This window comes from Aeromicrobium piscarium (assembly GCF_007421815.1).
Classification (GTDB): Bacteria; Actinomycetota; Actinomycetes; order Propionibacteriales; family Nocardioidaceae; genus Aeromicrobium; species Aeromicrobium piscarium.
In genome coordinates, this window is record NZ_VLNT01000018.1 from 21053 (window position 1) to 46710 (window position 25658).

The following is a 25658-nucleotide window of genomic DNA, read 5'->3' on the forward strand; positions in this document are numbered from 1 at the left end:
AGGGATGCTCGCGCTCGTTCATGCGGGGGTCGCCTCCTCGTCGAGATCCTCGGCCTCTGCCTGCTGGTCGATGCCCGCTCCGAGGCTGCGCAGGACGTCGATCGCCAGGCCGACGACGACCAGATAGACGCCGATGTCGAAGAACACCGAAGTCACCAGATGCAGTTCGCCGAGCGGGCCGAGCGGGATGTCGAAGATCGCGCTCTGCAGCACTCCTCCGCCGAGCAGGGTCGGGATGATGCCTGAGAGGGCCGCGATCGCGAGCCCGGTGCCCAGGACGAGTCCGGCGTCCACCGGAGCCGCGTTGTCGAGCTCCTCGCGGCCTCCCGCGAGATAGCGGATCATCAGGGCCAGGCTCGCGATGAGTCCCCCGGCGAAACCGCCGCCGGGGGAGTTGTGGCCCGCGAGCATGAGGTAGATCGAGAACACGATCACCGTGTGGAAGATCAGGCGCGTCACGATCTCGAAGACGATCGAGCGACGGGCGTCGTGCAGGTTGGCGGCCAGCCACTGATTCGAGTCCGGCGTGACCACGCGGTGCGGGCGGCTCAGGTTGCGCGTGGAGCGATCGGTGATGAGGAAGATCAGGCTCGCGACGCCGGTGGCCGCGACCACCAGCACGCTCAGCTCGCCGAGCGTGTCCCAGGCGCGGATGTCCACGAGGGTGATGTTGACGATGTTCTTGCCGCCGCCGTATTCGTAGGCGGGGTCGGGCCAGCCGGCGGAGATGGGGTCGGCGATCCGGGCATTGGAGGAGATCAGCGCGACCCCGGCCACCAGGAGCCCGACACCGGTGCCGATCGCGATGCGCACCCAGCGCATCACGTTGAAGGGGCGGTCGGAGAAGAACGGGGGGAGGCGGCGCAGCACGAGCACGAAGGTGACGAGCAGGAAGGTCTCGACGAGCACCTGGGTGAGTGCGAGGTCCGGAGCGCCGTGGGCCACGAAGAGGATGGCGGTGCCGTAGCCGGTCAGCCCGAGCAGCAGCACGGCACGCAGCCGTCGTCGCGAGCGCACGGTGAGCACGGCCGCGATGATCATCAGGATGCCGGCGGCCATCTGCAGGTAGTTGTCCGCCAGGCGAATGTCGCTGACCTCGGGAGTCTCCCACGCCCGGATCAGCGCCCAGCCGGGCACGATGATGAGCGTGACGAGGATGACGCCGAGGTAGAAGGGCAGTGAACCGCGCTGCGTGCGGCCGGTCACCTCGACTGCCAGGCGATCCACTCCGCGCATGATCGCGTGATAGGAGCGGTCGGCATCGGGCATCGGCAGCCGGTCGACCACGGCGTGCTGGGCCACCGCGACCGGCCGACGGAAGTAGAACAGCGCGAGGCCCGCGACGATGCAGAGGGCCGAGAGCCCGAGCGCCGGGGTGAACCCGTGCCAGAGCACGAGGACGGGCTCGTGGGCCCCCTCCGGGAACGCCTCGGCGTAGGAGGCGACCCGCGGGGTGAGCCAGCCGCCGACGAATCCGCCCGCCACGGTGAAGATCGTGATGAAGACCGGAACGGCCTGGAAGCCCGGGGAGAAACGTCGTGGCGCGCAGAGCGGGACGTTCGGCTTGCTGCCGAACGCGCCCCAGACGAATCGCGCCGTGTAGGCCATCGTGAGGATCGACCCGGCGACGATGCCGGCGAGGGCGAGCCAACCGCCGAGGCCCCAGCTGAGATCGTGGCCGAGATCGACATAGGCGGTGAGGGCTGCCTCCTTGGCGGTGAAACCGAGCATCGGCGGGATGCCGGCCATCGAGCCCGCCGCGATGAGAGTCGTGACGAACAGCACCGGACGGGCTTGACGCAGGCCGTTGAGCTCACGCAGGTCGCGGGTGCCGACGGATCGGTCGATGATGCCGACGATGAGGAACAGCGCCGATTTGAACAGCGCGTGCGCGAACAGCAGGGACAGAGCGGCGAAGCCCGCGGCTCGGGTGCCGGTGCCGGCCATTGCGACCAGGAAGCCGAGCTGGCTGACCGTGCCGTAGGCGAGCAGCAGCTTGATGTCGTACTGCCGCAGTGCGCGGAGGCCGCCCACGATCATGGTGAGAATGCCCAGCGTGACCAGCAGGGGCCGCCAGCCCGGTGTATCGGCGTAGGCGGGGGCCATGAGTGCGACGAGGAACACACCGGCCTTGACCATGGCCGCGGCGTGGAGGTACGCGCTGACCGGGGTCGGTGCGGCCATGGCGCCGGGCAACCAGAAGTGGAACGGGACGAGCGCGGACTTCGAGAGCGCGCCGACCAGGACGGTCATGACACCGGCGGTCACCCAGGCGCTGGGCTCCGGCGGGGAGGCGATCATCTCGCTGAGCAGCGCCGTGCCGCTCTGCACGTAGAGGATCACCAGCCCGATCAGCATCGTCAGGCCGCCGAACGTAGTGACGATCAGGGCGCTCATGGCCGCGCGGCGGTTGGCGCGCCGATCCGGATTGTGACCGATGAGCAGGAAGGACAGGACGGTCGTGAGCTCCCAGAAGGTGTAGAGCACGAAGACGTTGTCCGAGAGCACCAGCCCGAGCATCGCGCCGGCGAAACCGGTGAGGACGCCGGCGAAGCGCCAGATCTCCGGGTCGCCAGGGCGGAAGTACCACGAGCAGTAGATGAGGACGAGTGCCCCGATGCCGGTCACCAGCAGGGCCAGGATCGCCGCGAAGGGACCCATGGCGAAGTCGAGGTCGAGTCCGATCGACTCGACCCAGGCGATCCGCTCGACGACTGCCTCGCCGGTGCGCGTGACCTCGAGGGTCTTCGGCAGCAACCAGGCGAAGGAGAGGGCGGGGGCCAGCGCCATGATCCAGAAGGCACGGCGGTCCAGCAGGCGAATGAGGGCAGGGGCGACCGCAGCGGCGAGGAAATGGAGCGCAATCAACCAGAGCATGGTTGACCACAGCGTAGCGGAACGATCCCAGCTGCGCCGATCTGAGTATTGTGCGCCGGGCGGCGAGAAACGTCCAGTGGTGTCACCATGAGGGCATGTCCGAAGAACGCCAGGAGGCCACGGAACCCCGCGGTGTCGAGCCGCCCCGGTGGGCGCGGCGGGCGGTCGTGATCGTGGTCGCCGTGCTGTTGGTTCTGGCCGCGTACGCTCTCGCGGCAGCCTTCTTTCCCCGCTGGTGGGGGGAGCGCATCGGCGCCTTGGTCGGCGGTTCGACGCCGACCGGGGTTCTCTGGGGGCTGTTGATCGGCGCCGTCTTCGCGGCTCTGCCGGTGTTCGTGCTGGCCTTCGTGCTGAGGCCGCGGTGGAAGGTCCGGGCTGCTCTGGTGCTGCTCGCGGTCCTGCTGGCGGTGCCCAATCTGCTGACGTTGTCGGTCGTGCTCGGTGGGAACGACGCCGCGAGTGACGGACGCGATATCTGGTCGCGCGAGGCGCCCGGCTTCGTGACCGGGACCTGGATCGGCGCGGCAGCGGGGGCGCTCGCCGCGGTCCTGTTGATTCTGGCCCGCTGGTCGGCCGTCCGGAGGAGGCGGCAGCTCGGTGTCCTGCGCCGCGACCTGGAGGTCAGCTCCGAGTCGGACCGGCTCCATCGCGAGGAGGCCGATCGGCTGCGGCGCACGGCAGAGGAGCGCGAGGAGGCCGAGCGCCGTCGAGACGAGCCGCCCGACCTCGCAGAGAACCGTTGACCGCGGTGTCGCTCGCTGCCACGGGCTGACACCCATGCCGTCCTCTTGCGTCGATCCCCGGCCGGGTTCACGGGGAAGACGGCGATTCTTCGGGACGGCTGGCGTTCGAGCATACGCATCACGGAGGTCTCGCTCATCTAGGATGATTCCAACCAGACCGAGTCGGGAGTGACGATGACGGTGCACGAGGACCAGACGGCGGACTCCGAAGGACCCGCTGCCGATGACGTGCTGGTCGTCGACGGTCTGTCGCGACGTTTCGGCGATCTGATGGCCGTGGACGAGGTGAGCTTCCGCATCGCTCCGGGTGAGACCTATGGTCTGCTGGGGCCCAACGGAGCCGGCAAGACCACCACGATCTCGATGGTCGCCGGACTGATCCGCGCGGACGCGGGCACGGTGCGAGTGGCCGGTCAGCCGATGTCCCCTTCGCACCCCCAGCCCAAGCGTCACATCGGTCTGGTGCCGCAGGACCTGGCGATCTATCCGGAGTTGTCCGCTCGGGAGAATCTCGTCTTCTTCGGCCGGCTGCAGGGGATGGGTGGCGCCGATCTCAAGGGCCGTGTCCAGGAGGTCCTGGACCTGATCGGCTTGGCCGACCGGGCGAAGGACAAGAGCAAGAACTTCTCCGGCGGCATGAAGCGGCGCTTGAACATCGGCATCGGGCTGCTGCACGAGCCGCATCTGCTGATCCTCGACGAGCCGACGGTGGGCGTCGACCCGCAGTCCCGCAATTCCATCCTGGAATCGGTGGAACGGTTGTCTACCGCTGGAATGGCCGTGCTGTACACCACCCACTACATGGAGGAGGCCGAGCGTCTCTGCGACCGGATCGGCATCATCGACACCGGCCGGATCCAGGCCGAGGGCACGCGTGACGAGCTCATCCGGCTCACCGGGGGTGTGGACCAGATCCGCTTGGCCGGCACCGGTGACCTCCCGCAGGCGATCGAGAGCCTCCGGCAGCTGTCCGCGGTCGAGCAGGTCGACCACGACGGTCTCGCGCTGCGGCTGACGGTCCACGATGCGCCCACCGCCGTCGCCGAGATCGTCACACGAGCCACCGGCGCCGGGATGTCACTGGCCGATGTGGAGATCACCCGACCGGATCTGGAATCGGTGTTCCTCCAGTTGACCGGCAAGGCCTTGAGGGACTGACCTATGGGCCGCATCTGGACGATGACCGCCGCAGACCTCAAACAGCGCATCCGCGACCGGTCGGTCATCATCTTCGCGATCGTCGTCCCGCTCGCGCTCATGGGGATCCTGAACCTGATCATCGGAGGGGCCGAGGAGGGCACCGAACTGGGCGACATGACGGTGGCCGCCTCGGTTCCCCAGGGCGATGCCTCCGCCGACGCCATCGTCAGCGCGCTCGAGGGTATCGACGGGCTGTCGATCACGGTGGACCAGGTCGACGAGGATCGGGCTCGCGCCGAGGCTCGCGACGGGACCGCCACCATCGGATTGCTGATACCCGAGGGCTTCGGCGAAGGCCTGAGCAGCGGAGACGGGCGCGATATCACCATCATCGAGGGTGACGGTGCCGGGCTGGAGGGTCAGGTCCTGACCTCGGTGCTCACCGGCATCGTCGACCGGTTCGGGGCCGCGACGGTCGCGACACAGGCGGCCGGCGCGCTCGGTGTGCCTCCGACGGATCTGGAGGCCATCGCGCAGGACGTGGCCACCGCCGAGCCGTCGATCTCCCTGGTCGACGGGCAGGCCTCCGACGAGCAGTTGAGCGATTCCGGGGCGCTGGTCGCCGGTCAGGCCGGGCTGTTCCTGCTCTTCACGGTCGGCTTCGGCGTGCTCTCCCTGAACGCCGAGCGGGACCAAGGAACCCTCCCGCGCCTGTTGTCGATGCCGATGCGCCCGAGCGCTGTGCTCATCTCGAAGGGGTTGGTCAGTTTCCTGCTCGGCATCGTGGCCACGACGATCCTGCTGGTGGTGGGCGGCCTCATGTTCGGTGTCGATTTCGGCTCGCTGCCGGCGGTGGGCCTGCTGGTCCTGTCGGTCGTGACAGCGGCGACCTCGTTGATGTTCGTCATCGCGCGCGTGGCCAAGACCGCCGAGCAGGCCAATATCGCGCAGTCGATCATCGCGGTGACCCTGGGCGTCGCGGGTGGGGCGTTCTTCCCGCTGGCCGCGTCGGGCCTGCTCGCCAGGCTCTTGGACCTGAATCCGATCGCCGCCTTCGTCCGTGGTCTGGGGATCACCTCCGGGGGCGGCGGTGTGTCCGACATCGTCGGACCGGTGCTCATCATGCTCGGCTTCGCCGTCGTGGTCGGTGCGATCTCTCGCCTGGTGCCCGACCGTGGGACGTCCCTGTGAGGGCAGTGGCAGCCGTCGCGTGGGCGGAGTTGCTGCGCTTCCTGCGCGACAAGTCGAATATCTTCTTCGTCTTCGTGTTCCCGATGCTGCTGGTGTTCGTGCTGGGCTCGACCTTCGGCGGCGGTGGCACCCAAGGCGGCGTGCAGGTCGTGGGCGAGAGCGGGGCGCTGCGCGATGCCGTGGTCGCTCAGCTGGAGTCACAGGATCTGTCCGTCCGTGTCGCGGATGAGGACGAGGCGCTCGAACAGGTGTCACGAGGCCGGGCCGCCGCCGGGCTGATCCTTCCCGATGGCGCGGAGGATGCCTACGCGCGTGGCGACCGCATCGAGTTGGAGGTCGTGCCCGCGGCGGGAGCGGCGGGGATGGCCATGCGACAACAGGTGGCCACGGCGGTCGAGACGCTCCAACTGGATCGCGCCGAGCTCGATGCGCTCACGCAGCGTGGCATCGAGGCACCCGCGGCGGAGTCAGCCCTCGATGCCGCGAAGGAGCGGGTGACGCCACCTGGGGTCACGGTCCGCGATGTCGACGACGTCGCACAGGCCTTCTCCGGCGTCGGCCAGTTCGAGGTGGGCGCCACCTCGCAGCTGCTGCTGTTCGTCTTCCTGACCTCGCTGGCAGGGTCGGCGACCCTGATCCAGGCCCGGCGAGAGGGGGTGATCGCCCGATCGCTCTCGGCGCCGGTGCGATCGGGGCAGGTGCTGATGGGCCAGTCGACCGGACGATTCGCCATCGCGATGTTCCAGGGCCTGTACATCATGGTCGCCACCGCGCTGATCTTCGATGTCGACTGGGGCGATCCGCTGCTGGCCGTCCTCATCCTGGCGTGTTTCGGTGCGGTGGCGGCGGGAGCGGCCATGCTGCTCGGCTCGCTCGTCGACAATGAGGCGGCCGCGAGCGGGATCGGCGTCGGGTTGGGCCTGGTGCTGGCCGGTCTCGGCGGCGGCATGGCCCCGTTGGAGATCTTCTCCGACACCCTCCGCAGGATCGCCCACATCACCCCGCATGCCTGGGCCTACGACGCCTTCGCCGATATCCAGCGTCATGACGGCGGGCTGATCGATATCCTGCCGCAGCTGGGTGTGCTCGTGGCAATGGCCGCGGTGGTCCTCGCCGCCGGCACCTGGAGCCTGCGCCGCAGCGTCGAACGCTCCCTCTGAGCACTCGCTGCCCGGTCCACCCCGCGACCCCTGTCGTTAGGCTTGCGGCAGAGTGTGGCCAACGGGGCGGTAAGGCGTACATCGGTTCCGCCCACGGGTGGGAAGAAGGCCGTGAAGTAGACCCGGAGTATGCGCCACCTCGCCCTCCTCCCGGCCGGTGCGCCGGGAGGCGTCCTCAGTCGCGGCGGGAACGGCGAGACCGGGCCTGGTCGATGAGGCTCGCCTGGATGTCCTGGTCGCCGTAGCGAGTCCACGCCCCCTCGGAGTCCAGATGCCAGGACATCGTCTCGGGGGAGGCCATCGTCGCGAGCAGCTCCGAGAGCTGGTCGACGTGCTGCTGCGAGGGCACCCGGACGAGCACCTCGACGCGGCGATCGAGGTTGCGGTGCATCAGATCGGCCGAGCCGATCCACACCTCCGGCTCGCCGCCGCCGGCGAACCAGAACACCCGGCTGTGCTCGAGGAACCGACCGAGCACGCTGTGCACTCGGATGTTCTCACTCAGTCCCGGAACTCCGGGGCGCAGGGCGCATATGCCGCGCACGATGAGATCGATGCGCACGCCGGCGCGCGATGCCTCGTACAGGGCGTCGATCATCTCCTCGTCGACGAGCGCGTTGACCTTGATCCGGATCGTCCCCTCGCGTCCGGCGCGCGCGTGGGCCGACTCGCGGCCGATGCGCCCGAGCAGACCGGCTCGGACATCGTGCGGGGCGACGAGCAGGGTGTCGTAGTCGGTGTTCTGGGCGAAGCCGGACAGGTTGTTGAACAGCTCGGTGAGGTCGTGGGTGACACCGGCATCCGAGGTCAGCAGTCCGAGGTCCTCGTACTGGCGAGCGGTCTTGGGGTTGTAGTTGCCGGTGCCGATGTGGGCGTAGCGACGCAACCCGTCGGGCTCGTCGCGGATGACCAGCGCCAGCTTGCAGTGGGTCTTCAGGCCAACGAGACCGTAGACGACGTGGCAGCCCGCGCGCTCGAGCTTGCGTGCCCAGCGGATATTGGCCTGCTCGTCGAAACGTGCCTTGATCTCCACCAGGACCAGCACCTGCTTGCCGGCGCGGGCGGCGTCGATGAGCGCGTCGATGATCGGGGAGTCTCCCGAGGTGCGGTAGAGGGTCTGCTTGATCGCCAGCACATCGGGGTCGGCGGCTGCCTGCTCGATGAAGCGCTGCACGCTCGTCGCGAAGGAGTCGTAGGGATGGTGGACGAGGACGTCGCGCTTGCGGAGTGCCCCGAACAGGTCGGCCGGACTGGCGGTCTCGACCTCGGCGAGATGCTGATGGGTGCCGGGGACGAAGGGCGGATACTGCAGCTCCGGTCGATCGAGGTCGGCGATCTGGTTGAGAGAGCGCAGGTCCAGCGGCCCGGGTAGTCGGAACACCTCCTCCTCGGTGATGCGCAGTTCCGTCACCAGCAGGGACAGGACGTCGTCGGTGATCGTGTCCTCGACCTCGAGCCGCACCGGCGGGCCGAAGCGCCGCCGCAGCAGCTCCTGTTCGAGTGCCTTGAGCAGATTCTCGGCGTCGTCCTCTTCGACCTCGAGGTCCTCATTGCGCGTCACACGGAACATGTGGTGCGCCACCGGCTCCATGCCCGGGAACAACATGTCGAGGTGGGCCGCGATGACCTCCTCGAGCGGCACATACCGGCCATCGGACGCGGGCACCCAGCGGTCGATGATCGGCGGCACCTTGACCCGGGCGAAGTGCTCCTTGCCGGTCGCCGGGTTGCGCATGAGCAGGGCGAGATTGAGCGACAGGCCGGAGATATAGGGGAACGGGTGCGCCGGGTCGACCGCGAGCGGGGTCAGGATCGGGAAGACACGCTCGCGGTAGAACTCGCCGAGCCGCTCGCGCTCGTCGGCATCGAGATCGGCCCAGGTGACGAGTCCGATGCCCTCGGCCGCGAGCGCGGGCACGAGCGAGGAGGTGAACAGCTCGGCCTGACGCACCATGAGGGCGTTGCTCTCGCGCAGGCTCTCGGTGAGGACGTGGCGTGGTTTGAGCCCGCTCGCCGAGGGCACGGCGACGCCGGCCGCGATGCGACGCTTGAGTCCGGCGACGCGGACCATGAAGAACTCGTCGAGGTTGCTGTTGAAGATCGCGGTGAAGCGCACTCGTTCGAGCAGTGGGAGGCTGGTGTCCTCCGCGAGCTCGAGGACCCGCGCGTTGAAGGCGATCCACGACAGCTCGCGATCGAGGAAGCGATCGTCGGGCAGGGTGCCCTCGTGCGGGTCATAGGGCGGATCCACGTCGAACTCGTCAGGCGACGTCGCGGCTTCGATCAGGTCCGAACTCTCCACGAGTTCACGATGACACGAAAACGTGAACGGTGCGTGAACACCTGTTCCGCGGGTGGCTCACGAGGTCCAGAGGACATCGCGCGCATGCTCGGCGAAACCGAGCCTGCGGTAGACGGCGAGGGCGGGTGCGTTGTCGCCCTCGACATAGAGGTCGACGGTCCGGAGGCCGGAGTCCCACAGGTGGCGCAGGCCGCGTGCGGTGAGAGCGGTGCCCAGGCCGCCGCCGTGCGCGTCGGGATCGACGCCGACGACGTAGACCTCGCCGACACCGCCCTCCACCTTCGTCCAGTGGAAGCCGACGACGTGGCTCTCCCGCTCGGCGACGAAGAGACCGGCCGGATCGAACCACGGCTGAGAGCGGCGCCGATCGAAGTCGGCGCGGTCCATCGCCCCCTGCTCCGGATGCGAGGCGAAGGCGCGCCCGTTGATCGCGACGATCGCATCGGCATCCGACTCGTCGAAGGAGCGCAGGGTGACGCCCTCGGGCTCGGGAACCTCGGGGGCTGTGGTCATCGACAGCCGTAGGACGAGCAGCGTGCGGGCCTCGCGCAAGCCGCTCGAGGCCGCCAGGGCGCGGGCTGCCGGCAGGTCGCCGTGGGACCAGAACGCCTCCTCGCCGCCGGCGAGCAAACGGTCGAGCAGGGCCCTGCCTCGACCCTGGCGGCGATGGTCGGGGTGCACGGCGAGCTCGACGGGAGCGTCGCCGCTGGCGAGCGCCGCGGCGTGGTCCTCTTCGTGGAACACCCGCCACGGACCTTCGTTCTCCACGGCGATGGTGGTGGCCTCGTTGAACGGCGCGACTCCGTCGGCCGCGCGCGCTGCCTCGGCGAGGTCGATGATGCTCTGAGCGCTCATATCGCGAGCCTACCGATCCGTGGGCGGTGAGTTGTCCCGCTCTCGCTCGCGTGGGCGGTGGGTTGCGCACGTCTCGAGGGGGTTGAGAGGTGCCTAACCCACCGCTCCTCGCGGCGGTGGGTCCTGCACCTTTCCTGCGTGGTGAGAGGTGCGTAACTCACCGCCTCGGGGCCTCAGGAAAGCTCGCGCAGCTGAGCCCCGACCTCGGCGGCGACGGCCCGGGCGAGGGACTCGGCATCGTCCTCATCGTCCTCGGGGATGATCCGGTGCACGGTGCCGGACTCGCGCAGGTCGAACGCGCCGATGCGCTGAGCGCGGGCAAGCTCCTCGGCATGATCGATATCGCCGTGCACGATCGCGCTGGCGCCCTCCGGGGGCAGGGGCGAGAGCCACGCGTTCTGTGTGGCGATGACGCGTGCGGCGGGGAGCAGTGCGAGTGCGCCTCCACCGCACCCCTGGCCGAGGAGCACCGAGACCGAGGGCACGCGGATGGTGGACAACTGGCTGATGCAGCGGGCGATCTCACCGGCGATCGCGCCCTCCTCCGCCTGCGGCGAGAGCTCGGCGCCGGGGGTGTCGATGAAGGACACGAGGGGCAGGCCGAGCTCATTGGCGAGACGGATTCCTCGACGGGCCTCGCGCAGCGCCGCGGGGCCCATGGGCTTGATGCGGCTCTGGGTGGTGCGGTCCTGGCCGACGACGACACACGGCACGCCGTCGAGCCTGGCGAGAGCGACGATCATCGCGGAGTCCCGTTCGCCCTTCTCGGTTCCCTGTAGACGCAGTGTCGCGTCGCTTCCGTAGCGGAGCACCTCGCGGACCCCCGCTCGTTGGGCGCGCCGTGTCAGCTGCACCGACTCCCAGGTGTCGTGTCGCGTGGTCGTCTGCTCGCTGCGGCGGTGGCGCCTCGACGGCTCGGCGGGGTCCACGAGCACCGACAGGGCGGTGTCGACCATCGAGGGCAGCTCCTCGGGGAAGACCACCGCGTCGATGATGCCGCGGTGGGCGAGGTTGTCGGAGGTCTGCACGCCCGGCGGGAACGGAGCTCCGTTCAACAGCTCGTAGACCTTGGGTCCGAGGAAGCCGACGAGGGCACCCGGCTCGGCGATCGTGATGTGTCCCAGCGACCCCCAGGAGGCGAAGACACCGCCGGTGGTGGGGTGGCGCAGGTACACCAGATAGGGGAGGCCCGCGGCCTTGTGGTCCATGAGCGCACGGGAGATGTCGACCATCGTCACGAAGGCCGGAGTGCCCTCCTGCATCCGGGTTCCGCCGGAGGCGGTCGTCGCGAGGACGGGGAGCCCTTCGGCGGTGGCCCGGCGCACGGCCGAGACGATGCGACGGGCGGAGGCCTGGCCGATGGAGCCGGCGAGGAAGCCGAATTCGTTGACGAGGACGGCCACCGACCGGCCCTTGACCGTCGCGCGGCCGGTGACGATCGACTCGTCGGTCCCGGCGCGTTCGGCTGCGGCACGCAGTTCGGTCCGGTACGGCTCGCGATGCCCGCTGATGTCGATCGGCTCGTCCCAGGACGTGTAGGAGCCCTCGTCGAGGACGAGATCGATCAGCTCGCGTGCATTCAGGCGTCCCACGCCCGCGACTCTAGTGCTTGTGCGCCGCGCGTGGGCGGCGATGCCCTAGGCCGAGGTGTCGGCGGTGTCGCGCGAGGCCTCGCGCTTGGCGGCCACGAAGCGGTACCCGACGTTGCGGACGGTGCCGATCAGGGTCTCGTGGTCGGCACCGAGCTTGGCGCGCAGCCGGCGGACATGAACGTCGACGGTGCGCGTGCCGCCGAAGTAGTCGTAGCCCCAGACCTCCTGCAACAGCTGCTGGCGGGTGAAGACCCGGCCGGGGTGCTGGGCCAGGAACTTGAGCAGCTCGAACTCCTTGAAGGTGAGGTCGAGGGAGCGGTTCTCCAGCTTGGCGGTGTAGGTGACATCGTCGACCACCAGTCCGCCCGAGGTGATGACGTGGGCATCGTCATCGCCGGTGGTCTTGGCCTGCTGCAGGCGACCGATGGCCAGCCGCAGCCGCGCCTCGAGCTCGGCGGGCCCCGCGGTGGTCAAGATGACATCGTCCATGCCCCAGTCGGCGGCGGCTACGGCGAGTCCGCCCTCGGTGAGGACGAGAAGGAGAGGGCAGTCGATGCCCGTGGTGCGAAGTACGCGGGTCAGGGAGCGGACCTGGGCGAGGTCGAGGCGGCCGTCGACGAGCACGGCATCGGCCTGCGGAGCGTCGATGAGGGCGCTCGCCTCAGCGGGCAGGATCTTCACGTGGTGCGGCAACAGAGCCAGCGCGGGCAGCACCTCCACCGATGACTGGGTGCTCCTGGTGAGCAGAATCAGGTGGGACATACGTGGAATCCTCCCGGTACACGTTGAGGCCATGGTGAATTCACCGTGGCCTCATTGCTGGGTCGACTCTACTTCATGATTCAGTGATGTTTCTAGGTGTGACAGGTGGAATGAGAACTGAATCACATCTGTTTCGGTCGCGTTCTACCCTGATGACATGACCGGTTGGTGGGTGCTCATGGCCGCTCTCATCGCGACCTTCCTGGTGGCCTTCGCGGCTCGCGCGGTCAACGGCCGGTTCCGTTCGACAGGGAGTGATGGCGTGCCTGCGATCGATGATGTCGCGGACCGATTCGATGTCGAGGTCCTCGGCCGGTCGCTCGGCGATCGGGCCACGCTGGTGCAGTTCTCGAGCGCCTTCTGTCAGCCCTGCCGGGCCACGCGGGCCGTGCTCGCTCAGGTGACGGAAATCGTGCCGGGCGTGGAGGTGGTCGAGGTCGATGCCGAGGCGCACCTGGAGCTGGTGCGGCAGTGGAATGTCCTGCGTACGCCGACCGTCTTCGTGCTGGACTCCTCCGGTCGGCTGGTACGGCGTGCCTCTGGTGCTCCCAGTCGCGATCAGGTGCTCGCCGCCGTGGCGGAAGCGGTCGACTGATCTCACAGTGTGGATAGTTGTCTTGTATTTCGAGACGCATAGTGAGGTAGCCCGATTTCGCCCCTAAGCTGATGGACATGTTCATCACGGCACTCCTCACGCGACGCCGGGCGGTCGACAACTGCCACGTGCGTTCCGCGCTGTGTCGTCTTCGCTGACTCCCCGCCACCACTGTCAGCCGGCCGCGCCCGCGGCCTTCCCCGGAGAGCATCCCTTGTCTCGACCTGTGCAGGTGGACCCACGTGGTCCCCGCGTCGCCGCTGCGCTCACCGCGGCCGTCCTCGCCGTCGCCCTCGTGGTGCCGGCGCCAGGACGCGAGATCGTGCTGGCGCTCCAGGGCATCGTGTTCGCTCTGGGAGCGCTCGTGGGAGTCGGCGCGACGCCCTATGCCCTGTTCTTCGCCCGTGTGGTGCGCCCGCGCCTCGCGGCCCCGACCGAGTGGGAGGACGCGCGCCCGCCGCAGTTCGCCCAGCTCGTCGGCCTCATCTTCGTCGCCATCGCCCTGGCTGGTTTCCTCACCGGCCTCACGGTGCTCGGCTTCGTCGCCACCGCTGCGGCCCTCGTCGCAGCACTGTTGAACGCCGCCACGGGCCTGTGCCTGGGCTGCGAGCTGTACCTGATCACCCGCCGACTGGCCACCTCCCTGGCCTGAGTCACCACCGAAAGGAATGAGTATGAGCCGCGAGAACGCGCTCGTCACGGCCGACTGGGTCGAGGAGCATCTCAACGATCAGAACGTCGTCCTCGTCGAGGTCGACGAGGACGCCGAGGCCTACGACAAGGGCCACATCCCCGGCGCCGTCAAGCTGGACTGGAAGAAGGATCTCCAGGACGGCGTGCGCCACGACTTCATCAGCAAGGACCGCCTCGAGAAGCTGCTCGGTGAGAAGGGCATCTCCGCTGACGACACCGTCGTCTTCTACGGCGGCAATAACAACTGGTTCGCGGCCTACGCGTACTGGTACCTCGCGTACTACGGCCACGAGAACCTGCGCCTGCTCGACGGCGGCCGCAAGAAGTGGGAGCTCGACTCGCGCGAGCTGACCACCGACGTGCCCAGCCGTGAGGCCACCACCTACACGGCCAAGGACCCCAACGAGGACATCCGCGCCTACCGCGACGAGGTCGTCGAGGCCATCGGCACCAAGAACCTCATCGACGTCCGCAGCCCCGACGAGTTCGCCGGACGCCTGCTGGCCCCCGCGCACCTGCCGCAGGAGGCCGCGCAGATCGCCGGTCACATCCCGACCGCCGGCAACGTCCCGTGGAGCAAGGCCGCCAACGAGGACGGCACCTTCAAGAGCGATGACGAGCTCAAGGCGCTCTACAGCGACGCCGGCCTCGACGAAGGCAAGGACACCATCGCCTACTGCCGCATCGGCGAGCGCAGCTCGCACACGTGGTTCGTGCTGCGGGAGATCCTCGGCTACCCGAATGTCAAGAACTACGACGGCTCGTGGAGCGAGTACGGCTCGCTGCGCGGCGTGCCGGTCGCCCTCGGCGATGAGCCCGGGGAGGCCTGACATGTGCGGAGCGATCAAGGGCGGACCGAGCCTCGACGGCGTCGACGTCGCCAACCAGGCCGTGATCCAGGGCATCGTCACCCGCGGTGACGAGCCGGTCGGCAACGCGTACGTGCGGCTGCTGGACGCGGGCGGCGAGTTCACCGCCGAGGTCCCGACCTCGGCCACCGGACAGTTCCGGTTCTTCGCCGCTCCCGGCTCGTGGACGCTGCGCACCCTCGCGCCGCGTGCCGATGTCGTGGAGCGTCAGGTCGTCGCCCAGAAGGGCTCGGTCGCCGAGGTGGCCGTCACCGTCTGACCCGACGACGCATCGAACGAAGGGGACCCGCCGATCCGGTGGGTCCCCTTCGTCGTCACTCCCGCTGGTGAGCGAGCGGATGGTGGACGACTCAGGCCTCGAGGATCAGCGTGACGGGTCCGTCGTTGACGAGCTCCACGGCCATGTCCGCCCCGAACACACCGCGTCCGACGGTCGCGCCGAGTGCCTCGAGGGCCGCGCAGAACTTCTCGTACACGGGCTCGGCCACCGGTCCCGGCGCTGCCGCGCCCCAGGACGGACGACGCCCCTTCCGGGTGTCCGCGTAGAGGGTGAACTGGCTGACCACCAGCATCGGCGCGTCGATATCCGAGGCCGACTTCTCCTCGGCCAGGATTCGCAGCTTCCAGAGCTTCGCGGCGAGCGTTTCGGCGCGCTCGGGAGTGTCGTCGTGGGTGACCCCGAGCAACACCATCAGCCCCGGTCCATCGATGCGTGAGATCACCTCGCCGTCGACGGTGACCGATGCTCGTGTGACCCGCTGCACGACTGCCCGCATGCGCGCCAGCGTACGTGTCGGGCCTCAGGCGATCAGCGATAGGATGGCCCTTATGGCCTTCGAGATTCCGCCCGACCTCCACCAGGACGTCATGCCGCTCGCCTGGCTCCTCGGGCACTGGCACGGCAACGGCCGCGGGGACTACCCCACCATCGAGGAGTTCGGCTTCGAGCAGGACATCGCGTTCACCCACGACACCCGCCCTTTCCTGCACTACTTCAGTCAGACCTGGATCACCGACGAGGACGGCGATCGCGTGCGGCCCGGCGCCCTCGAGACCGGATTCATCCGGGCCGCCGGCGAGGGCAAGGTCGAGATGGTCCTCGCGCATCCCACCGGTTACGCCGAGATCTGGTACGGCGAGATCGACGGCCCTCGTCTCACGCTCAGCACCGATGTCATCGCCCGCACCGAGACCGCCAAGGAGTACACCGCCGGCCAGCGGATGTACGGCCTCGTCGAGGGGAACCTCATGTACGCCTACGACATGGCCGCCGAGGGCCAGCCGCTCCAGTCCCACCTATGGGGGAAGCTCGCCCGTGTCTGAACACCGCAGCCCCCTGCTCGACCTTCCCGGGGCGGTGGAGGCCGACGCGCCCGATGCGGGCGTCGCCGCGCACTACGGATCGATCGTCCCCGAGCAGCGGCGCTTGATCGCCGGCGAGGGCTTCGTCGACCTGTCGAACCGCGAGGTCTTCACCGTGAGCGGACCCGACCGGCTGACCTGGCTGCATTCGCTCACCACCCAGCATCTGGAGTCGCTCCCCGCCGACACCTGGACAGATGTCCTCCTGCTCACCCCGCAGGGACGCATCGAGTTCGCCTTCACGGGCTTCGACGACGGCAACGATGTCTTCCGCGCCTTCACCGAACCGGGTGCCGCCGACGACCTGATCGCCTTCCTCGATCGCATGCGCTTCATGTCGCGCGTCGAGGTGGCGCGCGACCCTGAGCACGTCCTCATCGCGACGGGGGCCGAGCTGATGCCACGCATCATCGCCCGCGATGAGCTGGCTGATCTCCCCGCCGAACTCGGTCGGCCGGCAGGCACCTGGGCCTACGAGGCCCTTCGGATCGAGCAGGGACTGCCGCGGCTCGGCCTGGACACCGATGACCGCAGCATCCCCAACGAGGTGGGTCTGCTCGGCCGCGCCGTCCACTTGGACAAGGGCTGCTACCGCGGACAGGAGACGGTGGCCCGCGTCTACAACCTCGGACGTCCGCCGCGCCGCCTCGTCCGGCTGCTGCTCGACGGCTCGGTCGACCACCTTCCCGCGCACGGCACCGACATCCTCGACGGCGACAAGATCGTCGGGCAGGTCGGTTCGAGCGCACGCCATCACGAGCTGGGGCCCATCGCCCTGGCCGTCGTCAAACGCAATGTCGACCCCGCCGCCACACTCGTGGCCGACGGTGTCGCCGCATCACAGGAGATCATCGTGGACCCCGACGCAGGACTACACGTGCGAGCGGCCCGGTAATGGCCGATTTCGCCGAACTCGGCTTGGGCGACGCGATCGTCGACGTCGTCACGGGACTGGGCTATGAGACGCCCACCCCCATTCAAGAGAAGGCCATCCCGGCCCTGCTGACCGGCCGGGATGTCGTCGGCCTCGCGCAGACCGGCACCGGCAAGACCGCGGCCTTCGCCCTGCCGATCCTGCAGCGCCTCGATCCCTCGGCGAAGCAGACGCAGGCGCTGGTGCTCGCGCCCACCCGTGAGCTCGCCCTGCAGGTCTGCGAGGCCTTCGCCACCTATGCCGCCGCCACCCCGGGCCTCCAGGTGCTGCCGGTGTACGGCGGGCAGAGCTATCAGTTCCAGATCTCCGGGCTCAAGCGTGGAGCACATGTCGTGGTCGGCACACCGGGCCGCGTCATCGATCACCTGGAACGCGGCACCCTCGATCTCTCGCACCTGGACGTCCTGGTGCTCGACGAAGCCGACGAGATGCTCAACATGGGCTTCGCCGAGGATGTCGAACGGATCCTCGCAGACACCCCGGAGTACAAGCAGGTCGCCCTGTTCTCGGCGACGATGCCGACGGCGATCCGCCGGCTGGCCAAGCAGTATCTGCACGACCCGATGGACATCGCCACTCCCCAGGCGCGTCAGTCGACCAGTTCGGTGCGTCAGCGCTGGATCGCGACCTCGCATCACCACAAGCTCGATGTGCTGACTCGTCTCCTCGAGGTCGAATCGGGCGATGCGATGATCATCTTCGTCCGCACCAAACAGGCCACTGAGGAGCTGGCCGAGAAGCTGCGCAGCCGCGGCTATCAGGCGGCCGCCCTCAACGGCGATCTCGCTCAGGCTCAGCGCGAGCGCACGGTCGGGGCGCTCAAGTCCGGTGTCCTCGACATCGTGGTGGCCACGGATGTCGCGGCTCGCGGACTGGACGTCGAACGCATCAGCCATGTCGTCAACTACGACATCCCGCACGACACCGAGGCCTATGTCCACCGCATCGGCCGCACGGGCCGTGCGGGCCGTACCGGTGACGCGATCGTGTTCGTGACCCCTCGCGAGCGGCGGATGCTCGGCGCGATCGAGAAGGTCTCGGGGCAGCCGGTCGTCGAGATGTCGATCCCGACGGCCGACGAGGTCAACGCGCGCCGGGTGGACAAGTTCGCCAAGGAGATCACCTCCAGCATGGGCTCGCCGCAGTTCCATGCCTTCCGTGGGCTCGTCGAGCAGTACGCGCAGGAGAACGGCGTGGAGATGATCGACATCGCCGCCGCGCTCGCGGTGATGGGACACGATGGCGACGAGTTCTTCGTCTCCGGCGAGGTGCCCGGCCCCCACAAGCGAGGGCCACGTGACCAGCGCGAGCCGCGCGAGCCACGGGAGCGCCGTGCTCCGAAGGACGGCCGATCGATCTACCGGATCGCCGTGGGCAAACGGCACAAGGTCACCCCGGCGATGGTGGTCGGTGCGATGGCGAACGAGGGCGGGCTTCGGCGTTCGGACTTCGGCAAGATCACCATCGGCATGGACCACACCCTCGTGGAGCTGCCGCCGGATCTGCCCGGCGAGGTATTCGATGCGCTCAGCGATACCCGGATCTCCGGGCGGCGTATCGAGCTGCGCCGTGACGAGGGCCGTCCCGGCGGTGACCAGTACGGGCCCCGCAAGGGCGGACCGTACAAGGGAGGCAAGGGCCGAGGCGGCAAGCCTCCGCACCGCAAGGGTCCGCGCGCCTAGCGGTGAGTTATCCCGCACTTTCGGCGCTCTGGCGCGTGATAGCTCACCGCCCGCGTTAACCGGGCCAGCCGGCGACGCAGGATGTGCTTTCGTGGTCGCTACAGCAACCGCAGATGCACATCTTTCGTCGCGTCGTGCCTCGTGAGCGACGAGAAGGCGGCCGCAGGACACGAGGCGGGCCAGGCGGCGGGTTAGGGCATTGGAGTTACGCCGCCCCGCCGCGCGGTCCGACCTAGACTGGACAGGTGTTCGTCCTTGACAACGCCGTACGGCATTACGACTGGGGTACCTTCGACGAGATCCCGCGGTTCGTGGGTGCCGGACGCCCCGATGAGCCGGTCGCCGAGGTCTGGATGGGCACCCACCCGATGGACCCGTCGTCCGTCACGCTGTCCGATGGGTCCAAGCGGCGTCTCGACGAGGTCGCAGGGGAGCTGCCCTTCCTCCTCAAGCTCCTCTCGGCACGTCGGCCCCTGTCCTTGCAGGTTCATCCGGACCGCGAACGGGCGCGGCAGGGGTTCGAGCGGGAGAACGCGCTCGGTATCGCCCTCGATGCTCCCGAGCGCACCTACAAGGACCCGAACCACAAGCCGGAGATGATCTACGCGCTGTCGACCTTCGACACGGTGGTGGGATTCCGGCCCACCGCGGAGATCCTGCGGGTGCTCGCCCCGATCGAGGCTCCCCTCGCGCAGCGGATGCACGATGAGCTGCGCGCGAACCCCGGGTTCGCCGGCATCGTGCGTCTCGTAGAGTCCCTGCTCTCTGAACCGATCGATCACCTGCAGATCGAGCAGGTCGTGCAGTGCTGCCGCGACCTGCTCGACCAGGGCCTCGACATCAAACGGGCCTATGCGACCGCCCTGCTGATCCGTCAGGACTTCCCGAATGACGCCGGGGTCGTGATCTCCTTGCTGCTGAACCGGCTCACGCTGCAGCCCGGTGAGGCCGCCTTCCTCGACACCGGCGTGGTGCACGCCCACCTGCGCGGACTGTGCCTGGAGGTCATGGCGACCTCGGACAATGTCCTGCGAGCGGGTCTCACGAGCAAGCATCTGGACACCCAGGGGCTGGTGGACTGTCTCGATGCCGGCATGTCACGTCTGGCGCGGGTCACGCCGGATGCCCTCGGATTCACGACGGAGGTCTACGATCCCGGCGTCGGCGACTTCGCCCTCGCGGTGACCCAGTGCTCCCGCGGCGAGCCGGACGGTGTGCGACTTCTCGACGCACCTCAGCGCATCGTGGTGTGCACCGGCGGTGAGGTCGAGCTGGTGAACGTCTCCGATGAGCGGCTCAAGCTCACCCGCGGCGACGCCGTGTACGCCGGATTCGAGGATGGTGAGCTCACCGTCTACGGCACCGGGGAGATCGCCGAGGCCTACGCCCCTCAGGATCGCGTGGCCAGTCGGCTCGTCGACCTCGTCTGACCGGGGCGGTGACCTACGCACCTCTCATCTCGGTGGGCGGTGGGTCACGCACCTCTCAACATCCTCGAGAGGTGCGTAGGTCACCGCCCCGGAGACGAGAGGTGCCTCACCCACCGCCCAGGGGAGTGAGGTGGCCGGGGTGGGGTCAGAGCAGGTCGACGCGACCGCGGTCGCGCCACTGACCCGGCGCTACCTTGACGCGCTGCGCCGCGGCTCGCGTGGTGACGAGGATCGCGTCGCCGGTGACGACCACCACCACATCGTCGAGCCCGACCACCGACACGGTCTGCTCGGTCGTGTTCGCGACGAAGCCCTCGGCGTCCACCCACACGGCCTCCGCCGAAGACGTCCGGTCGGCGAGTGCCGCGAAGTCTCCGAGATCGGTCCAGTCGAACGACCCCGGCACGACGGCCACGCCGCCGTCCAGGGAGACGGGCTCGGCGATGGCGTGGTCGATCGCGATCGAGGTCAGCCGCGGCCAGTGCTCCTCGAGCGCGGTCTCCCGCTCGGGAGTGTCCCACACCTCGGCGATCGCGAGCAGGCCGGCGTGCATCGCGGGCTGCAAGCGGGCCAGGTGGTCTAGCAGCACCGATGCCCGGACGACGAACATGCCGGCGTTCCAGGCATAGGTGCCGGCCGCAAGGTATTCGCGCGCGGTCTCGAGGTCGGGTTTCTCCACGAACCGGCGGACGCTTCTCGCCGTCGCGAACCCGTCGAGCCGGGCGCCACCGTCGATATAGCCGAAGGCGGTAGACGGGGAGACCGGGGTCAACCCGATGGTCACGACCCGTCCGGTCTCGGCGACCTCTACCGCCTCGCGCACGGCGGCGGTGAATCCGGCGGTGTCGTCGATGACGTGGTCGGCCGCGAACGAGCCGACGATCGCCTCGGGGTCGCGCCGCGCGATGACCGCAGCGGCCAGGCCGATCGCGGGCATCGAGTCACGGGGACTCGGCTCGGCGAGCACCTCGGCATCGGGGAGCTGCTCCGTGACCGCGGCATCGTGTGCTCGCCCGGTCACGACGTGCACACCCGCGGCGAGCCCGCTCAGCCGATCCGATGTCTGTTGCAGCAGCGAACGACCCGTGCCGGTGAGATCCAGCAGGAACTTCGGGTGACCGGCACGCGACAGCGGCCAGAGCCGAGTGCCCGCGCCACCGGCGGGGATGATCGCGTGCAACCGGCTCATGTCGGGAGACTACCGGTGGCAGGACGGCGTTGGCGGCGCTGGTCGTAGGGTGTCGGTATGGACGTCATCGCCGAGGTCGAACGGTCCGGATTGGTGGAGAGTCGGCATCGCGGGGTGGCCGTTCGGGTCGACACGGACGGCGCTGTCATCTGGGCGCTCGGCGAGCCCGACACGATCACCTATCCGCGGTCGACCAACAAGCCCTTCCAGGCGGTCGCGATGCTGCGGGCCGGGCTGCCGCTGCGCGGCGAGCAGCTCGCGATCGCCACCGCGAGCCATTCCGCTGAACCCTTCCACCTCCAGACGGTGCGCGCCATGCTGACCGACGCGGGACTGACGGAGGAAGCGCTGCAGACGCCTCCGTCCTATCCCGCCGACCCGAAGGAGCATGCCGCGGTCCTGCGTGCGGGTGAGGGTCGGCTCCCCATCCGGCATGACTGCTCAGGCAAGCACGCGGCCATGCTGCGCACCTGTGTCGAACGTGGCTGGGATCCGGGGACCTATCTCGACCCGGAGCATCCGCTGCAGCTCGCGATCACCGAGACTTTCACCGAGCTCACCGGAGCGAGGCCGGCCAGGATCGGCATCGACGGCTGCGGCGCTCCGCAGCACGCCACCAGCATGCGGCATCTCGCGATGGGCATCGCCCGGATCGCCGCCGCGTCCGAGGACTCGGAGGAGGGACGGCTGCGGCAGGCGATGCTCGACCATCCGACCTTCGTGAGCGGCACGCGCCGCCCGGAATTGCGTTTCATGACCGAGCTGCCCGGGGTCATCGCCAAGTCCGGTGCCGAGGCGTTGCTCGTGGTGGGCCTCCCGGACGCGACGGCGATCGCGGTCAAGATCGAGGATGGTGCCGACCGGCCGCTGTACGTCGTGGCCGGGCGAGCGGTGCAGCTGGCCGGTTGGGAGGCGGAGGTGCTCACGGAGCGTCCGCGGGTGCTGGGCGGCGGCGAGACGGTGGGGGCCGTGCACGTCACCTTCTGACCGGTCAGCCGCCCCGGATGACCGCGAGTGAGGGCGCGGTCGCCACGACGAGCCCGGCGGTGATGCTGCCGACCAGAGCGAGTCTCCTGCTGCGTCGGATGCGCACCGGCAGGTCGCGGGCGAGGGCGTAGGCCTCGGCGACGAGCCGCAAGTCAGCGGGGCCGTCGGGGAGCGGGAGGACGGCCGCGTGGACTCCCGCGGCATTGAGCTCGGCCGAGACCTCCTCCGGCGAGCCGGGTGCCCGGACATCGTCGATGCCGACCTGGGCCGCGACATGCTCGGCCTTCTCGCGTGTGGTGCGGGTGGCGAGGGTGCAGCCGATCCCGATCTCACGGAGCCGTTGCACCCCGGGGGCCGCGGAGTCGGCGATCTCATCGACGAGCCGGATCACTCCGAGCGGACGGTCGTCGACCTCGACGGCCACGGTGGTCGAGATGGGGTCGGTCGCGGTGTCGATGCCGATCCAGCGGGGCGCGCCGACGCGTACTGGATGCTTGTCCACGATGCCGCTGATGCCCACAGTGGAGTCCTCGAGGACATCGGTCACCCGTCCGCGGGTCGAGAGCCGCGCGATGGCCCGGCCGACTCGATGGGTCGCGTGGTGCTCCAGCGCACCGGCGAACCACCGTAGATCCCGTTCATGTCCGGCGCGCAGCGACTCCACCTCGCTGACCCGCATGCCGGTCACGAGGTAGCCGTCGCGATCCAGCACCAGCCTCTCGACCGAGGGGTCGGGCGGAAGGTCCAGCCCTCGCTTGGCCGCAGCACGGCGCAGCGACCGGCGAGCACCCCGTGCCCCGAGGTCGAAGGCGGCCGGAGCCGTGACGGCGAGGGTGCCGATCGCGGCGATCAGGGCCCACAGCGGCCCATCGCGGACCCACCAGGTAGCGAGAACGACGGCGCTCACCCCCACCCAGAGCACACGTCCGATCACGGGGCCTCCTCGGCGTGGAACCGCTCGAAGTCGCGTTGATCGCCGGCCTTCCAGAGTGGGACGCTCGCCTTCAGCAGCATGGTGATCTGCACGATGAACTCCGGCTCGTGGAGGTCGTCGCCGAAGATCTCGTTGATGCGCTTCCAGCGGTAGCGGATGGTCTGCGGATGCACGCCCAGCCGTGCCGCGATCGCCGGGGCGCTATCGCGGGTCTCGAGCCACGCGAGCAGCGTCTCGGAGAGGATCTCGCGAGAGTTCGGCGTCTCAGCGAGGAGCGGGCGCAGCAGCTCCTGGACCATGCCGCGCCGGAGCGCGGGCTCGGCGCCCAGCCAGAGCTGGGTGCGGTGCTGGGCGCAGTCGATCACGGGCTGGTCCGCGATGACCCCGGCCGTGTGGAGCTCGATCGCCCGGGCGGTCCACCGGTGGGCGTCCGGGACGTCGTGGCGTTCCACCGGCCAGCTGAAGGCGATGACGATCCCCGGTACCGCGATCTCGTCGAGTCGTCGGCGAAGCTCGTCGGCATCGTGCTCGGCGCAGACCAGGTCCACGGCGCGTGCGCTGGAACGCTGCAGCACATCCCCGTGCAGTTCGGGGAGGGTGAGGGGCTCCTCGAGGGAGGTCGCCCGGATCGCCCAGACGATGAATCTCTCGGGCACCGGCCAACGGGCCTGGGCGGCGAGCCCGCCGATATCGGGAAGGCCGGGGTCGATCAGCGTCTCGAGGAGGCGGACGCGGTTGCGGTCCTGGTCGCGTTCGAGGACGTCGTGAGCTGCCTGCCAGCCGATCACCGCCTGCTCGGAGAGGTGGTCGATGTAGGCGAGCAGGGCATCGCCGAGGACTCCGAGAGCCTCAGCGCTCAGCCGGTTCTCGACGGCGAAGCTGCGCAGATAGTCCCAGGCTCGTTCGCGGGCGATGCGGTGCGATGCGCGCATCGCGGTGAGGTCGTGCCCGTCGAGGGCCTCGCCGTAGCCCATCTTGCGGAAGAGGTCGTCGACGCGGTCACCGGCACCCCCGTTGCCCTCCACCAGGTCGAGGAAGTGGCTGACCGCCCCGTTGACCGCCAGCATGATCAGCCGGTGGCGACGTCCCTGGGACGGGCCCGCGAAGGCCGGCACGTCCGCCTGGATCTCGCTGGTGATCCGGGCGACGAGCTCAGGTATTCGAGGCCGGAAGAGGGGCACGAAGCTGCGAGCGAGTCCGCGGAGGTTGCCGTCCTCGCGGAGTGCTGTCATGAGGGCTCGCCATCGGCTCGACGACGTGGTGCGGCGCTCATGATCTCCCTTGCTCAACGTGCCGGGCCTCACATTCTCGCCGGACGACCAGCCGACGCGCAAGCAGCTGCTGAAAGATCGCGGAGTGGCCAGTAGGGAGTGGGAGGGAGTAACTGGCCACTCCGCGATTCACGGGGCCGAGTCAGGAGGGAGGAGTGACCCGGCATCTTCAAGTGGAGCACGCGTCGCCGTTTTGAGCCACCACCCTGGACGAAAAAGTGGAAAACTCGGATGATCATCCGAAAATTCGTCCTTCCGAGCGCGATCTTTGTACGAGAGTGAGCGTTCAGGACCGCTCGGACCGCGGGTACTCGCTGTCCGTGATGTACTGCTGATGGCGCTCGTGCGCGCTGCGCGGGCCGGAGGAGGTCGCCGTGAAGTCGCTGGTCACCGGGGGCGTGCGCTCGGGCAAGTCCTTCTATGCCGAGTCGCTCGTCGTGGCAGAGCCCCATGTCACCTATATCGCGCCGGGGCGCGAGGCCGATCCGGATGCCGACCCGTCCCATGCGGCCCGGGTGGCGGAGCATCAGGCGCGTCGCCCGGCGAGCTGGGTGACCGTGGAGTCCCATGACCTCGCCGATGCCCTGGCTTCCGCGGAGGGTGCGGTCGTGGTCGACTGCATCGGTGACTGGGTGCAGTGGCTCATCGGTGAGCTCGATGGCTGGGACGAGACCCGCGAGGAGTGGGAGCCGCGTTTCGTCCGGCAGGTCGAGGAAGCGGCGGAGGCGGTCGCGGCCCGTCGCGACATCGTGGTGCTGGTGACCCAGGAGGCCGGCATGGGCGTCGAGACCGACGACTGGAGGGCGCGGCTGTTCCGCGATCTGCTCGGCTATGCCAATCAGCGGCTGGCGCTGGAGTGTGATGACGTCCTCCTCATCGTGGCCGGCCGCGTGCTGACGCTGTGAGGAGCGGCGGCTCAGCCATGCCCTAGCTGTGATGTCCAGGGACGTTGTTTCTCTGGATGGGCGTGATGCAGCCGTAGGTGACAACTGACTTCTGGTGCGCAGCATCAGAGGAGAGGATGTCGCTATGCCTGCTCCCTATCCGCAAGAGTTCCGCGATGACGTGGTCGCGGTCGCTCGTGGGCGAG

At 68.9% G+C, this 25658-nt stretch carries 23 protein-coding genes; 14 read left to right on the forward strand and 9 right to left on the reverse strand.

Translation table 11 applies throughout. From position 1 onward, the window contains the following. Window positions 1-18 precede the first annotated feature (18 nt). Complete coding sequence (locus tag FNM00_RS15805) at window positions 19-2877, reverse strand: Na+/H+ antiporter subunit A (protein ID WP_143914511.1); 2859 nt, start codon at window positions 2875-2877, stop codon at window positions 19-21. A gap of 95 nt (window positions 2878-2972) precedes the next feature. Between FNM00_RS15805 and FNM00_RS15810 the strand changes: the two genes are divergently transcribed. From FNM00_RS15810 to FNM00_RS15825, 4 genes are all read left to right on the forward strand, one after another. Beyond that, window positions 2973-3620, forward strand: coding sequence for a hypothetical protein (locus tag FNM00_RS15810; protein WP_143914512.1), 648 nt, complete (start codon window positions 2973-2975; stop codon window positions 3618-3620). A gap of 174 nt (window positions 3621-3794) precedes the next feature. After that, window positions 3795-4778, forward strand: coding sequence for an ABC transporter ATP-binding protein (locus FNM00_RS15815; protein ID WP_143914513.1), 984 nt, complete (start codon window positions 3795-3797; stop codon window positions 4776-4778). 21 nt (window positions 4779-4799) lie between these two features. Beyond that, entirely contained in the window at window positions 4800-5951 is a 1152-nt protein-coding gene (locus tag FNM00_RS15820; protein WP_143914514.1) for an ABC transporter permease, read from the forward strand. Continuing rightward, window positions 5948-7111: an ABC transporter permease gene (locus FNM00_RS15825; RefSeq protein ID WP_143914515.1), complete on the forward strand. Its 1164-nt coding sequence runs from the start codon at window positions 5948-5950 to the stop codon at window positions 7109-7111. The genes FNM00_RS15820 and FNM00_RS15825 overlap by 4 nt, the downstream gene beginning before the upstream one ends. A gap of 175 nt (window positions 7112-7286) precedes the next feature. On the opposite strand, the gene FNM00_RS15830 is transcribed toward FNM00_RS15825, so the two are convergent. The 4 genes from FNM00_RS15830 to FNM00_RS15845 form a co-directional block, all read right to left on the reverse strand. Further along, entirely contained in the window at window positions 7287-9362 is a 2076-nt protein-coding gene (locus tag FNM00_RS15830) for an RNA degradosome polyphosphate kinase (protein WP_221933775.1), read from the reverse strand. Between the two features lie 108 nt (window positions 9363-9470). Then, the gene (gene mshD / locus FNM00_RS15835) at window positions 9471-10268 is read right to left on the reverse strand and encodes a mycothiol synthase (RefSeq protein ID WP_143914517.1); all 798 of its coding nucleotides are present in this window, start codon (window positions 10266-10268) and stop codon (window positions 9471-9473) included. A 173-nt stretch (window positions 10269-10441) separates the two neighbouring features. Beyond that, window positions 10442-11860 carry an acetyl-CoA carboxylase carboxyltransferase subunit alpha/beta gene (locus FNM00_RS15840; RefSeq protein WP_246065199.1) on the reverse strand — a complete coding sequence of 473 codons (1419 nt, stop codon included), beginning with the start codon at window positions 11858-11860 and terminating at the stop codon, window positions 10442-10444. 45 nt (window positions 11861-11905) lie between these two features. Beyond that, a complete protein-coding gene (locus tag FNM00_RS15845; protein ID WP_143914518.1) occupies window positions 11906-12622 on the reverse strand; it encodes a winged helix-turn-helix transcriptional regulator in 717 nt (238 codons plus the stop codon). A 157-nt stretch (window positions 12623-12779) separates the two neighbouring features. Here FNM00_RS15845 and FNM00_RS15850 point away from each other — a divergent pair, with 157 nt between their 5' ends. The 4 genes from FNM00_RS15850 to FNM00_RS15865 all read left to right on the forward strand — a co-directional run bounded on the left by FNM00_RS15850 (window position 12780) and on the right by FNM00_RS15865 (window position 15038). Next, window positions 12780-13217 (forward strand): thioredoxin family protein, encoded by a 438-nt coding sequence (locus tag FNM00_RS15850; protein WP_143914519.1) that lies wholly within the window; start codon window positions 12780-12782, stop codon window positions 13215-13217. Window positions 13218-13443: 226 nt separating this feature from the next. Continuing rightward, entirely contained in the window at window positions 13444-13869 is a 426-nt protein-coding gene (locus FNM00_RS15855; RefSeq protein WP_143914520.1) for a DUF4395 domain-containing protein, read from the forward strand. Between the two features lie 22 nt (window positions 13870-13891). Then, window positions 13892-14740 carry a sulfurtransferase gene (locus FNM00_RS15860; RefSeq protein ID WP_143914521.1) on the forward strand — a complete coding sequence of 283 codons (849 nt, stop codon included), beginning with the start codon at window positions 13892-13894 and terminating at the stop codon, window positions 14738-14740. Between the two features lies 1 nt (window position 14741). Beyond that, window positions 14742-15038, forward strand: coding sequence for a DUF1416 domain-containing protein (locus FNM00_RS15865; RefSeq protein ID WP_143914522.1), 297 nt, complete (start codon window positions 14742-14744; stop codon window positions 15036-15038). A 91-nt stretch (window positions 15039-15129) separates the two neighbouring features. Here FNM00_RS15865 and dtd read toward each other — a convergent pair whose 3' ends face one another. After that, the gene (gene dtd, locus FNM00_RS15870; protein WP_143914523.1) at window positions 15130-15555 is read right to left on the reverse strand and encodes a D-aminoacyl-tRNA deacylase; all 426 of its coding nucleotides are present in this window, start codon (window positions 15553-15555) and stop codon (window positions 15130-15132) included. Window positions 15556-15607: 52 nt separating this feature from the next. Here dtd and FNM00_RS19280 point away from each other — a divergent pair, with 52 nt between their 5' ends. The 4 genes from FNM00_RS19280 to manA all read left to right on the forward strand — a co-directional run bounded on the left by FNM00_RS19280 (window position 15608) and on the right by manA (window position 20187). Next, window positions 15608-16102, forward strand: a complete 495-nt coding sequence (locus tag FNM00_RS19280; protein ID WP_246065200.1) for a nitrobindin family protein — start codon at window positions 15608-15610, stop codon at window positions 16100-16102. Continuing rightward, window positions 16095-17036, forward strand: coding sequence for a CAF17-like 4Fe-4S cluster assembly/insertion protein YgfZ (ygfZ, locus tag FNM00_RS15880; protein WP_246065201.1), 942 nt, complete (start codon window positions 16095-16097; stop codon window positions 17034-17036). Before FNM00_RS19280 ends, ygfZ begins: the two co-directional genes overlap by 8 nt. Next, complete coding sequence (locus FNM00_RS15885; protein ID WP_143914526.1) at window positions 17036-18757, forward strand: DEAD/DEAH box helicase; 1722 nt, start codon at window positions 17036-17038, stop codon at window positions 18755-18757. Before ygfZ ends, FNM00_RS15885 begins: the two co-directional genes overlap by 1 nt. Window positions 18758-19002: 245 nt before the next feature. Beyond that, window positions 19003-20187 carry a mannose-6-phosphate isomerase, class I gene (manA, locus tag FNM00_RS15890; protein ID WP_143914527.1) on the forward strand — a complete coding sequence of 395 codons (1185 nt, stop codon included), beginning with the start codon at window positions 19003-19005 and terminating at the stop codon, window positions 20185-20187. A gap of 145 nt (window positions 20188-20332) precedes the next feature. Here manA and FNM00_RS15895 read toward each other — a convergent pair whose 3' ends face one another. Next, entirely contained in the window at window positions 20333-21376 is a 1044-nt protein-coding gene (locus FNM00_RS15895; RefSeq protein WP_143914528.1) for a mannose-1-phosphate guanylyltransferase, read from the reverse strand. 57 nt (window positions 21377-21433) lie between these two features. On the opposite strand from FNM00_RS15895, the gene FNM00_RS15900 reads away from it, so the two are divergent. Further along, on the forward strand, window positions 21434-22363 hold the full coding sequence (locus tag FNM00_RS15900; protein WP_143914529.1) for an asparaginase: 930 nt from the start codon (window positions 21434-21436) through the stop codon (window positions 22361-22363). Between the two features lie 4 nt (window positions 22364-22367). Here FNM00_RS15900 and FNM00_RS15905 read toward each other — a convergent pair whose 3' ends face one another. Then, window positions 22368-23297, reverse strand: coding sequence for an HAD family hydrolase (locus tag FNM00_RS15905; protein WP_143914530.1), 930 nt, complete (start codon window positions 23295-23297; stop codon window positions 22368-22370). After that, complete coding sequence (locus FNM00_RS15910) at window positions 23294-24529, reverse strand: PucR-like N-terminal domain-containing protein (RefSeq protein ID WP_143914531.1); 1236 nt, start codon at window positions 24527-24529, stop codon at window positions 23294-23296. The genes FNM00_RS15905 and FNM00_RS15910 overlap by 4 nt, the downstream gene beginning before the upstream one ends. A gap of 413 nt (window positions 24530-24942) precedes the next feature. Between FNM00_RS15910 and FNM00_RS15915 the strand changes: the two genes are divergently transcribed. Continuing rightward, a complete protein-coding gene (locus FNM00_RS15915) occupies window positions 24943-25473 on the forward strand; it encodes a bifunctional adenosylcobinamide kinase/adenosylcobinamide-phosphate guanylyltransferase (RefSeq protein ID WP_143914532.1) in 531 nt (176 codons plus the stop codon). Window positions 25474-25658 lie beyond the last annotated feature (185 nt).

Coding starts and splice junctions, on each gene's coding strand:
- FNM00_RS15865 (WP_143914522.1), top strand. CDS start 14,742: ATGTGCGGAGCGATCAAGGGCGGACCGAGCCTCGACGGCGTCGACGTC.
- FNM00_RS15815 (WP_143914513.1), top strand. CDS start 3,795: ATGACGGTGCACGAGGACCAGACGGCGGACTCCGAAGGACCCGCTGCC.
- FNM00_RS15895 (WP_143914528.1), bottom strand. CDS start 21,376: ATGAGCCGGTTGCACGCGATCATCCCCGCCGGTGGCGCGGGCACTCGG.
- FNM00_RS15860 (WP_143914521.1), top strand. CDS start 13,892: ATGAGCCGCGAGAACGCGCTCGTCACGGCCGACTGGGTCGAGGAGCAT.
- FNM00_RS15885 (WP_143914526.1), top strand. CDS start 17,036: ATGGCCGATTTCGCCGAACTCGGCTTGGGCGACGCGATCGTCGACGTC.
- FNM00_RS15845 (WP_143914518.1), bottom strand. CDS start 12,622: ATGTCCCACCTGATTCTGCTCACCAGGAGCACCCAGTCATCGGTGGAG.
- dtd (WP_143914523.1), bottom strand. CDS start 15,555: ATGCGGGCAGTCGTGCAGCGGGTCACACGAGCATCGGTCACCGTCGAC.
- FNM00_RS19280 (WP_246065200.1), top strand. CDS start 15,608: ATGGCCTTCGAGATTCCGCCCGACCTCCACCAGGACGTCATGCCGCTC.
- FNM00_RS15910 (WP_143914531.1), bottom strand. CDS start 24,529: ATGACAGCACTCCGCGAGGACGGCAACCTCCGCGGACTCGCTCGCAGC.
- mshD (WP_143914517.1), bottom strand. CDS start 10,268: ATGAGCGCTCAGAGCATCATCGACCTCGCCGAGGCAGCGCGCGCGGCC.
- FNM00_RS15810 (WP_143914512.1), top strand. CDS start 2,973: ATGTCCGAAGAACGCCAGGAGGCCACGGAACCCCGCGGTGTCGAGCCG.
- FNM00_RS15850 (WP_143914519.1), top strand. CDS start 12,780: ATGACCGGTTGGTGGGTGCTCATGGCCGCTCTCATCGCGACCTTCCTG.
- FNM00_RS15820 (WP_143914514.1), top strand. CDS start 4,800: ATGACCGCCGCAGACCTCAAACAGCGCATCCGCGACCGGTCGGTCATC.
- FNM00_RS15805 (WP_143914511.1), bottom strand. CDS start 2,877: ATGCTCTGGTTGATTGCGCTCCATTTCCTCGCCGCTGCGGTCGCCCCT.
- FNM00_RS15900 (WP_143914529.1), top strand. CDS start 21,434: ATGGACGTCATCGCCGAGGTCGAACGGTCCGGATTGGTGGAGAGTCGG.